9 protein-coding genes are annotated in these 12164 nt (G+C 50.4%); 4 read left to right on the top strand and 5 right to left on the bottom strand.

Annotated elements, in window-relative coordinates; all coding sequences use genetic code 11:
- Window positions 1-77: 77 nt before the first annotated feature.
- Window positions 78-2411 (top strand): exopolysaccharide transport family protein, encoded by a 2334-nt coding sequence (locus AC2FLJ_RS09560; RefSeq protein WP_496705478.1) that lies wholly within the window; start codon window positions 78-80, stop codon window positions 2409-2411.
- Window positions 2412-2498: 87 nt separating this feature from the next.
- Here the strand turns inward: AC2FLJ_RS09560 and AC2FLJ_RS09555 are convergent, their stop codons facing one another.
- The 5 genes from AC2FLJ_RS09555 to AC2FLJ_RS09535 all read right to left on the bottom strand — a co-directional run bounded on the left by AC2FLJ_RS09555 (window position 2499) and on the right by AC2FLJ_RS09535 (window position 8014).
- A complete protein-coding gene (locus tag AC2FLJ_RS09555; RefSeq protein WP_282170104.1) occupies window positions 2499-3410 on the bottom strand; it encodes a sulfotransferase in 912 nt (303 codons plus the stop codon).
- 227 nt (window positions 3411-3637) lie between these two features.
- On the bottom strand, window positions 3638-4912 hold the full coding sequence (locus tag AC2FLJ_RS09550) for a polysaccharide biosynthesis/export family protein (protein WP_496697388.1): 1275 nt from the start codon (window positions 4910-4912) through the stop codon (window positions 3638-3640).
- Between the two features lie 70 nt (window positions 4913-4982).
- Entirely contained in the window at window positions 4983-5687 is a 705-nt protein-coding gene (locus tag AC2FLJ_RS09545) for a sugar transferase (RefSeq protein ID WP_496697390.1), read from the bottom strand.
- Between the two features lie 403 nt (window positions 5688-6090).
- The gene (locus AC2FLJ_RS09540) at window positions 6091-6303 is read right to left on the bottom strand and encodes a hypothetical protein (RefSeq protein WP_496697392.1); all 213 of its coding nucleotides are present in this window, start codon (window positions 6301-6303) and stop codon (window positions 6091-6093) included.
- A 283-nt stretch (window positions 6304-6586) separates the two neighbouring features.
- Window positions 6587-8014: an oligosaccharide flippase family protein gene (locus AC2FLJ_RS09535; protein WP_496697394.1), complete on the bottom strand. Its 1428-nt coding sequence runs from the start codon at window positions 8012-8014 to the stop codon at window positions 6587-6589.
- Between the two features lie 365 nt (window positions 8015-8379).
- On the opposite strand from AC2FLJ_RS09535, the gene AC2FLJ_RS09530 reads away from it, so the two are divergent.
- The 3 genes from AC2FLJ_RS09530 (at window position 8380) to AC2FLJ_RS09520 (ending at window position 12073) form a co-directional block, all read left to right on the top strand.
- The gene (locus AC2FLJ_RS09530) at window positions 8380-9666 is read left to right on the top strand and encodes an O-antigen ligase family protein (RefSeq protein ID WP_282170099.1); all 1287 of its coding nucleotides are present in this window, start codon (window positions 8380-8382) and stop codon (window positions 9664-9666) included.
- A 174-nt stretch (window positions 9667-9840) separates the two neighbouring features.
- The gene (locus AC2FLJ_RS09525; protein ID WP_282170098.1) at window positions 9841-10755 is read left to right on the top strand and encodes a sugar phosphate nucleotidyltransferase; all 915 of its coding nucleotides are present in this window, start codon (window positions 9841-9843) and stop codon (window positions 10753-10755) included.
- Between the two features lie 169 nt (window positions 10756-10924).
- Window positions 10925-12073, top strand: coding sequence for a glycosyltransferase family protein (locus AC2FLJ_RS09520; protein ID WP_496697397.1), 1149 nt, complete (start codon window positions 10925-10927; stop codon window positions 12071-12073).
- Window positions 12074-12164: the final 91 nt, after the last annotated feature.

Here is a 12164-nt window from a genome sequence, read left to right as displayed (position 1 = left end):
CTCTGATCCGGTATTGATCTTGGATGCGCTGACAAGGTCAGCAATCAAAGCCGGCACTTTTCGATTTTGGCTTCAATATGAGCGATTCCGATACATTGTTTTTGGTAAATACAGTTTTTTCTGTTGCCGTCGCCCGTAAACCCTTATTGTCCAGTTATCGTTGTTTGAGATTGTTTATTGTTATGACTGATCAGTACCGAAAAGTTTTGGACGCAGAGCTTTCCGGTTTAGGCGTTGCTCCGGCAGGAGACCCTGAACTGCGAGTGATTTCGAGTATTGCTTGGGCGATCAGACGCTCGATCGGTTGGATTTTCCTGGCAGCCTTTGCAGTCGCGTTTGCCGCCTATGTTCTGACCTACACTTCCGATACCAAATACACCTCGAGTGCGAAGGTGATGATCGACACCCGCGTCCAAACCGAGACGCAGTTCACGACGCAAGTGTCCGGACTTCCATTGTCATTGACCTCTTTGGAGAGTGAGCTTGAACTGCTGCGCTCCACCGACATCATCGAAAGCGTTGTTGATCGTCTGCAATTGCAAGACGACCCCGAGTTTTCGGGCGCGGAAGCTGGGTTTTCCCTAAACCCAATCTCGTGGGCCCGCAGCTTGAAAGATGTGATTGTGAACGCGATCGGCGGAGACAATGGTGCGGCAGGCGATCTAGAACCCGAGGAACTGCGTGAAATTCAGCGCGCGGCAACTGTTGAAAAACTTCTTGAATCCAGGCAGGTAGAGCAGATCGGGGAGATATCAGCGGTTTACAGGATTAGCGTCACTTCAAAGTCCCCGCAAAAAGCAGCAAGTATCGCAAACTACTTGGCCTCTGAATACTTGACTGTTCTTACGCGAATGAAGCGCGATGACCTTGACCAGGCACAGCAATGGTTGTCGACACGGATTAACCAGATTCGCGAGGATCTTAATGTTCTAAGCTCCGAACTGGAGTCGCATTCGATCGAGACACCGTTCTCGCCTGAGGAATATGCAACGATCAAAGCGCAACGCATCAAATCAGAGAAACGGGCGCAGCTGGTTGACGCAGAGATCGTCGCGCAGGACGGGCACCTCAGTACCATTCAAAACCTGATCAACGAGGGAAAAACACAGGAAGCCATTTATTTTGCTTCCGAAGTCGGTTTGATATTCCCTTCTGAAGCAATGGACACACCGGAGGAACAGGCCGAAGTGCTGCACACCGGAGTCAAGGCTCTGGAAACCAAACTAGAGGTCCTCAACGGCCAGAAGGTAACCCTCGAAAAGAGCATTGAAACCTTCAAGGAACAGCAGGTGCGTCAGGTCCAGCACGCTTCGATCACGAAGAGGATAGAAAATGAGATCCTTGTCGTTGAGACAATCTACAGGGACTTTGTTGCCCAACTTGGTCGCAGAGCCGAGCAAAGGAATTACCTTGATGCGGGAGCCCATATTATTGAACGGGCTCGCGTGTCCGTTGACCCATCTGCCCCCAAGAGGTCGTCCGTCGCTCTAACGACCATGTTTGCAGTTATCTTCTTGGGCCTCGGTTTTACCGTGGTTCGCGAACTGCTGCAAAAACGCCTTAGAACCACGTTTGAATTGGAGAACACAACGGGAGTAAAGCTTTCGGCGATCATTCCGGAGGTCAAAAACGAACCGCCGTTCGAAACTTTCTTTATGAACAACGGAAAGCTTGATCCGACGTTGATGCACTACGGCCGAAAACTTTTGGCCAGCAGCGCCATCGGCCTGCGAACAATGCGACCCGATGACGAAACTGCGACACCGCAGTCGGCCGATTTATTTGCCAAAAACTCGGACAACAAGCATAGAAAGCGGGTCGCCGAAGAAGGATGTACTATCTTATCTGGTGCAGCGGCTTTGCCAGATGAGGGAAATACCTCAACTCTTCTTCTGATCGGATCAGTGTGTGCGCAAGCAGGATATCGAACGCTAATCATCGATTGTGATACATTAACGTCCACTTATCGCGACCTGTCTCAGATGACAGCAGAGTCGCTGAAACTTGCGACAACTCATCCTCTTTCACTGGAAAACTATATCGTTGGAACACCTCAGGATGGTCTGGACATCCTTCCCTTGATCGGTGCCCAAGAGAACGAAGGTCAAATAAAGTCCGTGGAGGACTTTCTGTGTTCTACAGCTTTTGTTAGCCTACTCCGTTCACTTTCCGGAACCTACAATACCATCCTTCTGGATACGCCGCCGCTGTTGAGCGCAGTGGAATCAGGCTATCTATCGCAGCTCTCTGATCGAGTGATCCTGTTTGTTCGATGGAACGACACGCGGCGAAAGTCCATCCTTCAAGCCATGCGTGAACTTGAGAACGCCGGTGTACGACCCTCAGCCTTAGTCGCTACACGCGTAGACATGAAACGCGTCAAGCTCTACGGGGATCCAATTCTTGGGTAATCGCATTTAATGGTATTGCTGGGCACGCAGTTCACTAAAGTTTTTTGATATGGTTAGCGAAAGATCTGGCGCTCGCCAATCAGCACACTAATTTGCGAACTGTTGTCTGATCTCGGAATGCCACCGTCGACGCCATTCCTCATTGATGCGCTCGAAGCCTTCCAGCCGTTGCAGGGCAGCATCCCGCAGCATTTCACGAGTTTCATCGGGCATAAACATCTTCTTACCCTTAAAAACCCTAGGCGGTGCGTCGACTGCCGCGATCCGCTTCACAGCACCCTTCGCCGGGTCAACGAAGCTGACAATGCGGCTAAGTACTTCCGCCGGGTCCGCGCTCAGGCTTTCCAAGTAATCTATAATCACATTATCGGGGCCATAGGCGTTCTGCCACCTTTCAACCAGATCGACATAGCGCCGGCAAATATTCATCTGATACTCGACTTTTTCCCTGTAAAATGCGACCTCATCATCGATTCTGACAGCACGAGTGGACATTCGACAATGCGACCACAATTGCTCAAAAGGGTTTCGCAGAAGGATCACTATTTTCAAGTTCGGTAAATGTTTTTTGAGGTTTTGAACCTCGTCGTCGTCAAGCATATGGTAACAAGGCGAGATGTCACCGCTTATTCGGTTCTTTGGAAAAAGGTTAAGATACCAGTCCAGGTCCCGCTGAGCAGTAGCAAAACTGACAGCCCAGTTTAAGCGCTTTAGATCCTCTTTCCCTGTTGCAACTTGTTTGGCTATCTGAGCAACTGCGCGGCGCTCTTGACGGGCCGCCCAGTGTTTCGAGAACAGAAAGTTCCTGAGACCCCCATCGTAGCCGATTTTATTGTGCGCAAAAAATTTGATTTCTTTTACAGGTGACACGTAAATCTCGGTACGTTCCTTAAATAGAACCTGCAGGGTCGATGTACCGCATTTTGGCATCCCGATGCACAGAAAATCGGGTCCGCGCCGAGACCTGATCGTCGCACTCATGTTTGTTTCATAACCCATTTCAAACGCCTACTGCCGTATGACGTCGCATACCCGTCAGGTTTTTTCGAACGTCAGTCCAACAAATTGGGGCACCGGGTTGCTGAACTCTAGGGCCTAAATACGCAGGAGGAATTGTACACAAATGCATAAACTTAACTCGTCAACTTTGAACTCATAAAATTTGGATTTGATGATCTACTAACTCACGTTCTATGGGGCATTACGTAGCCAGAATCTCGCTACGCTCACTCGGTAAGTGGTGCATCTTCGGTGATTTCCTGAACAGAAATCTCCAGACTGTCACCCGGTCGCAATTGCGTCAGTTTGTCTGCGACAAGTTGCTGAAGCTGGCCGTCTTCGGTTCGAAAAATTGTGACCGTATAGTCGATATCGGTTATGAGGCTTTCCGTTCCAATCTCATTGGATGCACCTGCCAAGTATTTCGAAATTGTGTCCAATTGATGCTTGGCGTCGCGTACGGATAGGCTTGCAACCCGGCGCTCTTGCAGCAATCTCAACGTCCGTTCTTGTTCGAATTGTTCCTCATCGCGGATTAGCCGGGTCAAAATGAGACTGGTTCCTGCCAGATCTTCTTCAACTTCCAGTAGCCGCGTCGCGGACAACACCGTTGTACGACGCGTATCCGCCAGCCGCGATCCGGGTGCTAATCCTTTGTCGACCAAACTGACCACGCGAGCCTCTTCTTCTTCATCAGCTTCCAACGCCTTCGCCAGTTCAGTTATTTGCTCTTCCAGAATTCTGACTCTCTCGGCCGCCTGCTGTCTCGCATCTTCAAAGAACTCGCGTTCACCGGCCTCGTTTTCCTGGTTGATACTGCGGATCCTGATTTGCTCGGCGACCAATTCGGCCAGAACACTAGGCGATACTGTGACGGACTCGGGAACTGGCGGCTCAAGATCCATGTCCTGTGCGAGTTCACTCGAGCTGCGCCAAGATTGGACAAGCGCTTGCGCATGTTGAAGGGCAGCCTGGCCATACGCAGTCTGCCAGCGCAGCAACTGGATTGGGTCGATTGTCACATCATCGGCCAGCAACATGCTGCGGACCCCACCCGCCAAGGCGACAGCCTCGCGCACGGTTATTGCTGGTCTGTAGTCTATTTCGCCGGTTCGAGCGACGTCGCCGCCGATTATGATGGGCCTGTATCCATTTCGAGCAATCTCAATCTCATCACCAGCGAGCTGGATTATGTAGATGTCGCCGTTAAGGTCGTACTGTTTGACGATTTTACCTGCGGCATCTTGCCGGACGAGCAGTTCCAGTCTCTCCAGAGATAGCCCTTGCGTACGAAATTGCCCCAGCCATTTCAGGTTTACATCGCCATGAGCGTCTATTGTGGCGTCAAAGGACAGGTCATCCAGCCCCGTTAGCGAAACGCTGACTTGATCTCCTGGTTCAAGGTCAAAGTCCGCCATCGCCGCTGTGGCTAGCATAAGGCAGGACAAACCAAGTGCGCATGCTGTGAATAGCTTCGACAAGTACCGGATCGGTTCAAGCATCCCAAACCACCTTTGCTACTTAATCTTTTCACCCATTAAGCCAAAATAAGCTCAGTCAAGGGCTCCGAATTCACTGTCCTGTTCCGTTGCACACCACACCAATGGTTCGAAACAAAATCTTAAGGTCGAACCAGAAGCCGACTTTTCGCACATACTCACTGTCGAAGATTGCGCGATGAGCAAACTCGACATCGTTGCGTTCGGACACCTGCCATGGACCGGTAATTCCTGGCTTCATCAGGGTGTAATCCCCGCCCGGATACAGCTTCCGCTGCTCCGGCATCATCGGCCGCGGGCCAACAAGGCTCATGTCGCCGATCAAGACATTCCAAAGTTGAGGCAGCTCATCCAAAGACGTCGCTCTAATAAAACGGCCAAATTTTGTAATGCGGGGATCGTTGTCCAGCTTCTGCTTTGTTTCCCATTCGACGACAGCAGATTCATTTTCAGCCAAATGTTGCCGCATAATTTCATCCGCGTCTTCGACCATCGAGCGGAATTTCAGGAAATCAAATTCGTCACCACCGATACCAATTCGTTTCTGGCGGTAGATTGCAGGACCGCCATCAAGCCTAATCAAAAATCCAATGGCAAGCATGAGCGGCAAAACAAAAGGAGCGCCGATCAATACCAGTGCAAGATCAAGCAGGCGCTTACCTTTCAACGCGTAGAAGCCCTTTAGCCTTTGGCTGACATCACTCTTTACGCTAGATGTCTGATTTTTATTATAAATTCTAGGTTCTTCAAATCTAAACGAACCGGGAATATCACTCATATTAACCCCCTAACACGCAGGACAGCGACGTCCCCACACTAATAACTCGCGAATGGCCAAATAACGCTGTGACCTAAAATGAGGCCAGAACGCTGCTGCCTAACTATTTTCTACTCAATAGACTTGGACCTGTAACCGCCTTAAACAGCCACCCACCCATAGTTATTACTCCGATTCGCACAAAAAACCGTACCGGAATTGCCCTGGCGACGAGCATCGCACTAAAGGCAACGTGAAACAACTTTTTTGTTGCTGAGGCTGAGCCCGCGAATACGCAATCGCACAAAAATTGTTCACAGGTCCACCATGCCCTTCCCTGCGTTGCTATCTCCTAAAGCAGCAGGGACGAGGCGGCAAATAAATGTGAATTCACCACCAAGTCGGCACGTTCCGGCAATTTTGGCTAGCTGCCGGATTTCAAAGGGAGCTTACCTGCAAGTTTCAAGCGCAGCTTGCTCCCCCACAAGATTTTGAGCCCCATGATCAGAAGAGGAGTGCACATCCCGATCAAAAAACCAAAAAGCAAGGCTGAACTGACCCCCATGCCGTTGAGGATGAACGCCACAAAACAAAATGCGGCGACCAAAGGTCCGGACAGTAAGTAAACAATGACCATGTTCAGTGTTTGCTCTCAGTGTTTGTCATTTAGCCGGTACTTATCGATGCTCAGTCCAATTTGTGGTCTTTTTAAGGCAACCCCAGTGTTGTTGCTGTCGCGACGTCTTTTTGGTCGAACACAGAAAGGCGACACGCACTCGATTGCCATCGATCGCCTACATAGTATTGACGCGCCCTGACTGCGACAGGTCTGACGAAGAAACCAAATCCACTCGGCAAAAAAATGCCAGAATTGCAACACCCAGTCTACTTTAGGGTGTCCACCTGCCGCTGGGATTGAGCTACTTGGACGAAGGAAATCCACCGATCAGCAAGCGCCGCTTTAGCTTTCGCACGACAGCCAATGCGGCGGTCTGGCCGACATACAGTAATGCAACGAACATTATCGTCAGGCCAAGGGCCAAGATCGCAAATTGCTGCATCAAGCCCGTCGATGCGTTCGCCCACAACCCTAAGGGCGCAAATGCAACTAAGCCCGCAAGTGCTTTGCCAAATTCTGCCAACGGGATGCTGATACGGTCAATCCGACGCCCGTATTGAAAATAGACCAGAAAGCTCAGAATTGCACTCACAAGAAATGCATAAGCCGCTCCTTTTGCGCCCAGCCAATATATGAACAGATACGATATCACCGCATGACCAAGCAGCGTTGTCACCGAGATAATCAGCTGCAGGACCGTCTTCTTTGATCGTGTAAACGCGAAACTAAGGTAGGCACCCTGTAATCCAAACACAAATGATGAGAGCGTCAGGATACGAATGTATCCGGCGGTCTGGTCTGCAAAGGCAGGCTCGAACAGAAGATTGGCAAAAACGTCCGCCGAAAATATCAACACGGCAAGGATCGGCATTGAGATCAGCATCAAAAACGAGAAGTACCGGTAGAGAACCGCATCTGACGAGGCTTTCCCCTGAACTTCTTGGGCCTCGAAGACCGATGGGCCAATCACACGTGACAGCGTTCCCATTGGCAGGCGAAGTGTCCGTGCCGCAAGGGATTGTGCAGCGGCGAAGTATCCAACAGCCTCCATCCCCGCCAAAATCGCCAATATCGACTGAGAAAACATCGCGAAGAATGTTGCGCTGGAGGACACAATGGCCAAAGGGAAGCCGAATGAGAGGTATGTTTTCAATTCGGCTAATTTGGGAACAACGATGCCTGAACGCCGAAACGCGATGAGCAATGCGTAACCTCCGGTCACAGAAGCCCCAATCGACATTCCAATCACGGCACTTTCGTAGCCCCCTCCGTTCAGGATAAAGCCAACCGCCAGCGCGACCCCTAATGCGTGTCGCAACAAAGTCACCGCAGCATATTTTGGACCTTCGTGATACTGGCGCAGGCAAGCTGCCCCAAGCTCATGCATCCCGTGGCTGATACAAAAAATCGCCGCAAATTTTAGGTTTTCGACCCATTCTCCGGGCAAGACCAGCGTTACGAGGCTGGACAAAACCACAAGAATAAATGCCAGCACAACCGATGCCCCCATAACGGTGGCAATTGTCCTACCCTCAAACTCCTTGGCGTGATGAAACCGGGCGATCGCAATAACCAGCCACAAAAACGAAAATGAAAACAGGATCGTTCCGACCAAAAGTGTTAAGTTGTATCGTCCAAACTCTGCCGGGCCCAAAACTTTCGTCATAACCATCAAAATGGCTATCGCAAAAACCGCAGACAGAACTCGAGGGACAAAAAACCACGTCATTTCAGAACGCCTTACAAGAAAAAAACTTTAAACATAGCTAGATACAATCGCCCATTTCGGAGCAACCAGGAGAATTGAATCGGCACAAATCGTTGGACCGGTAATCGTGAACGACAAACGCGGACCGTTCGTCGCAATACCCTATGCGTGATCTGAGTGTATAACATCCGAATTTTTTAATCTTACATTTGGGATTAACTGGTCACTATTGTCTATGGGAACGATATCTGAGCCTACGACCGTGCAGCGAAGCGGTGCTTGTAGACAAGCGTCCGCCATCTTTGTACGGTTTTGTGGCTTCAGCAGCCCTCTTCTGCTAAGTGATCCTTTTTTGTGAACGTCTCTTTCGTCGACCAGTTTTTGCCATGAAACCTGTTACCCGCAGCTTACCGTATCAATATCACGCAGGAACATCGTTTAACCACCTTGTGCTTGCTTTTTGCCTGTGTGTTCTGGTGGTGATTGGCACTCACTTTCTGGCAATCGTGTTCTGGCAGAAAGGCATCGCAAACAAAATCGGAGTTCTACTGCTAGTTCCTGTACTTACGATCACCCTATTGTATTTTCGGCACCTTATCCGCGGTGCGGTTTCATCCCCCGAAATCACACTGCTAGTTATTTTTGCATTTTTTTCAGTGCTTTGGAGCGACTTCCCCAGACATTCTTTCGAGCGCGCGGTTCCATTGGTCGTAACAACCGCGCTTGGACTAGTGCTGGCCAGTGTTATGTCCTTACGGGGATTGCTTTTGTTTTTGGCGACGTTCTATGGCATCGTGATTTTGCTGGCTATGGTGGCCATCATAGCCTTGCCCCAAGCACGAGGCATTCCACCGTGGGGGAATACATGGAACGGGATTTTCCTGCATAAGAACGGCCTGGGAACTGCGGGGATGTTCGCGTTGCTAACGTGTTCCTATGCATCTGGACAATTCACTGGCAAACTAAAGACTGTCTTTGTTGCAACGGCAATTTTGGGACTATTCCTATTGATTGCCTCAGAATCACGGTCATCTCAGATCATCGCCCTGTTCTCTGTGACAGCGCTGTATGTTAGCAAAATTATGCCTCGAATGGAGACAATTTGGGGTATGGGATACATACTGTTCTCAATGATCTTTGTAGGCATGGTCGCATTTGTACTTGCCTCGACACTTGCAGAGCCTCTGTTTTCACTGATCGGACGAAAGCCCACGTTGTCGGCCCGGATTCCAATTTGGGAATTGGTCTGGCCCAATATTATGGATCGGTTCTGGGTCGGCTACGGATATGCCGCCCACTGGTATGAAAATGCTTCGCACCTGAGTGTGTATTCGAGCAAGGCCAATTTGGGCTTCCTGCCCCACTATTCCCACAATGGGTTGCTTGAAACATTTCTTAATGTGGGTTTTGTGGGAATTTCTCTTTTGCTTCTAGGGTTGTTTCGCTTTTTCTTCTCGATGTTTTATGGGCTACGCTTCATCCCGGACCGTGAACCCATAGTCTTCGTTTTCATTTTGGGGATGGTGTTCATCTTCTCAAACATCACTGAGAGCATGGTGATGGAAAGGATGAGCGCCAGCTGGATTTTCTTCGTTGCATACACCACAAAGATGAACCTTGTCGCGAAAGCGCTTAGGGCCTCGGCGCGGGCGAACTATGCCGCCGCGCATTAGTTTCGGTTTATGTGGGCGGACCAAAACCTGCGATTTCCTGCGACCGTTTCTTTAACGACAACCATTTCAGCAATATTTGGATCCAAGCGAGATTGACAGCTACGGCTGAGTGGTATGGAATTTAGGCATTATCTTTTTAAGCCTTAACGAGTTCCTATTCGGTGGGAGACCCACATGAAAACAGCTATTTTTGCAGGCGGCAAGGGCTCGCGCCTAATCGAAGAAACACGCGTTCGTCCCAAGCCTTTGGTTGAGATCGCGAACCGCCCTATCTTGTGGCACATCATGCAGCACTATTCGACCTATGGTCATCACGATTTCGTACTGGCCCTGGGGTACATGGGCGATCTGATCAAACAGTACATATCGGATCTTTGTCAGCATGACGGAAATCTGCGCGTCGATTTCGCCAAGCGCGAACTGTTTGGCGAGCCAGAGTATCGGAATTCGGCCATAGACACCCAGATGCCGCCCTGGACTGTCGATCTTATTGACACGGGCACCGAAACGATGACCGGGGGTCGGCTGGCCCGTTTGCAACCTTACCTTGGCAATGACACGTTCATGCTGACTTACGGCGACGGGGTTTCGAATGTTGATCTGGACGCGTTATTGGCTTTCCACAAATCTCATGGCAAATTGGCAACCATAACCATGGTCCGGCCGCTAACGACCTTCGGTCACCTTCAGGTGCGCGAAGATGGGCTTGTGGAAGGTTTCATGGAAAAACCAGAAGTAGCGACTGACTGGATCAATGGCGGCTTCTTCGTGCTCGAACCCGAAGTTTTCGACGCGGTTGCAAGCGTCAATGGCGACGACATCATGTGGGAAGAGGGGCCTCTTCCTAAATTGATGGAGCTGGGCGAATTGATGGCCTATCGCCATTCCGGTTTCTGGTACTGCATGGACCACCTAGCAGACAAAAGACGGTTAGAAGAAATGTGGAAAAGCGGGAACCGTCCGTGGGCGACTTGGGAAGAAAAAAATGGCGCTCGGGACGATGTGTCGGGGCAGAATGGAGACAGACACCGGCTGGGTATTGGTCGTGGCGCGCATCCCGGTGATTGGGTGCGATATAAATCACTTTAGTGCCACCTGCCCTCGGGCTGCACAATGCTTCAAGTGGTTTCACTTATGCCAGACACCCATTGCTCCCTGCGGTACAGTATGGACGATCACTCGTCATTGAGCGTCGTTTCGGACGGGTGAGAGATTTGTTAATTTTGTGTTTAGTAGGAGTATTAGGTTGACGAGTTCTATGAATTTCAAACAAGCCCGACGAGATGTCTTGATTTTCTCTCAACGCAAGTTGAACACAGGTATTTCACGCTGCTCTGGGTACGAATTCGAAGATGTGGTCGCTCAGGTTGAGGGCGCGGATATCTTGATGCCAGCCCGCGCCCAACAAACGCGCGTTCAGGTTAATCCCAAAAGATGGCTGTCGAAACATACGGGTCTTTTCAAATATTGGACATCTGGCGTGCCGAAGACACGGCTTGAAAAAGACTATGATGTCTTTGTTTGCAATGTTCAAAAACCAATTGAGCTGCTTGCCTTGGATGCCATCCCGAATTGGCGCGAAAGAACGGGTGTAGCAATCTGCGTTCTCGAAGAGGTCTGGGCTGCTGACGTCGCTCTTTATTCCCCTTTGATTAAATCCTTGTCCGAATTTGATCTGATAACCTGCGCGTTTGCCGAAACCTGCGAACTATTACACCGCTTGACGGGTAAGCCCGTTATCCAAATGCCTGCAGCTGTAGACATGGTGCGATTTGCACCGGCTGCGTCACGTGTTGAAAGGCCTGTTGACGTCTATTCAATGGGTAGAAGGCGTCCAGAGCTGCATGAGAAGCTGGTAAAAGCAATGAAAGCCCGTGGCGGCTTCTACCTGTACGACACGGCGACTAAACCTCCGGTCACCGAGCAGCAATCCGCGCACCGCGAACTACTGGCCAGTATCATCCAACACAGTAAACTTTTCGTAGTAGACATCGCAAAATTTGGCCACAAGGACCAATGCTCAGGACATCTCGCATGGGGCCCCCGACAAATCGAAGGAATGGCGGGCGGTGCAGTTCAGGTTGGATACGCGCCAGAAACACCTGACTACTATCAGTACTTTGATTGGCCCGAAGCAGTGTTCCGTTTGCCTGAAGACTCGGACGAGGCCTTGGAAAGCCTTCTGGCGTTGCTGGACAACCCGGCTGAACAACATCGTAGGCGGAAAATAAACTTCGCCAATTCGCTGCAAAGGCACGACTGGGTGCACCGCTGGGCCAGTGTATTAGAGTATTTGGATCTGCCGGAAACCGTGGCCATGATAGATCGCCACAGTCGCCTGAATGACATGTCCCGACAGCTAGGTATAAGCCAGCCAGAACAGCCCGACCTCGAAACGATTTCCTAAAACGACTTCAAGCCAAGCAGTTTCGGGCGTTTATTCACGATCCAAACTGTGGACCACTTTGCGTTCTAGGCAATAAGTACGGCCATATTCC

It is taken from the genome of Ruegeria sp. CDSA034, assembly GCF_059612275.1.
The sequence above is the reverse complement of the archived record's forward strand: the minus strand, read 5'-3'. Positions and strand labels throughout refer to the sequence as shown.

What these genes read in the sequence shown, in the direction of transcription:
- AC2FLJ_RS09525 (WP_282170098.1), top strand. Translation starts at nt 9,841, where the DNA reads ATGAAAACAGCTATTTTTGCAGGCGGCAAGGGCTCGCGCCTAATCGAA.
- AC2FLJ_RS09555 (WP_282170104.1), bottom strand. Translation starts at nt 3,410, where the DNA reads ATGGGTTATGAAACAAACATGAGTGCGACGATCAGGTCTCGGCGCGGA.
- AC2FLJ_RS09550 (WP_496697388.1), bottom strand. Translation starts at nt 4,912, where the DNA reads ATGCTTGAACCGATCCGGTACTTGTCGAAGCTATTCACAGCATGCGCA.
- AC2FLJ_RS09520 (WP_496697397.1), top strand. Translation starts at nt 10,925, where the DNA reads ATGAATTTCAAACAAGCCCGACGAGATGTCTTGATTTTCTCTCAACGC.
- AC2FLJ_RS09545 (WP_496697390.1), bottom strand. Translation starts at nt 5,687, where the DNA reads ATGAGTGATATTCCCGGTTCGTTTAGATTTGAAGAACCTAGAATTTAT.
- AC2FLJ_RS09530 (WP_282170099.1), top strand. Translation starts at nt 8,380, where the DNA reads ATGAAACCTGTTACCCGCAGCTTACCGTATCAATATCACGCAGGAACA.
- AC2FLJ_RS09540 (WP_496697392.1), bottom strand. Translation starts at nt 6,303, where the DNA reads ATGGTCATTGTTTACTTACTGTCCGGACCTTTGGTCGCCGCATTTTGT.
- AC2FLJ_RS09535 (WP_496697394.1), bottom strand. Translation starts at nt 8,014, where the DNA reads ATGACGTGGTTTTTTGTCCCTCGAGTTCTGTCTGCGGTTTTTGCGATA.
- AC2FLJ_RS09560 (WP_496705478.1), top strand. Translation starts at nt 78, where the DNA reads ATGAGCGATTCCGATACATTGTTTTTGGTAAATACAGTTTTTTCTGTT.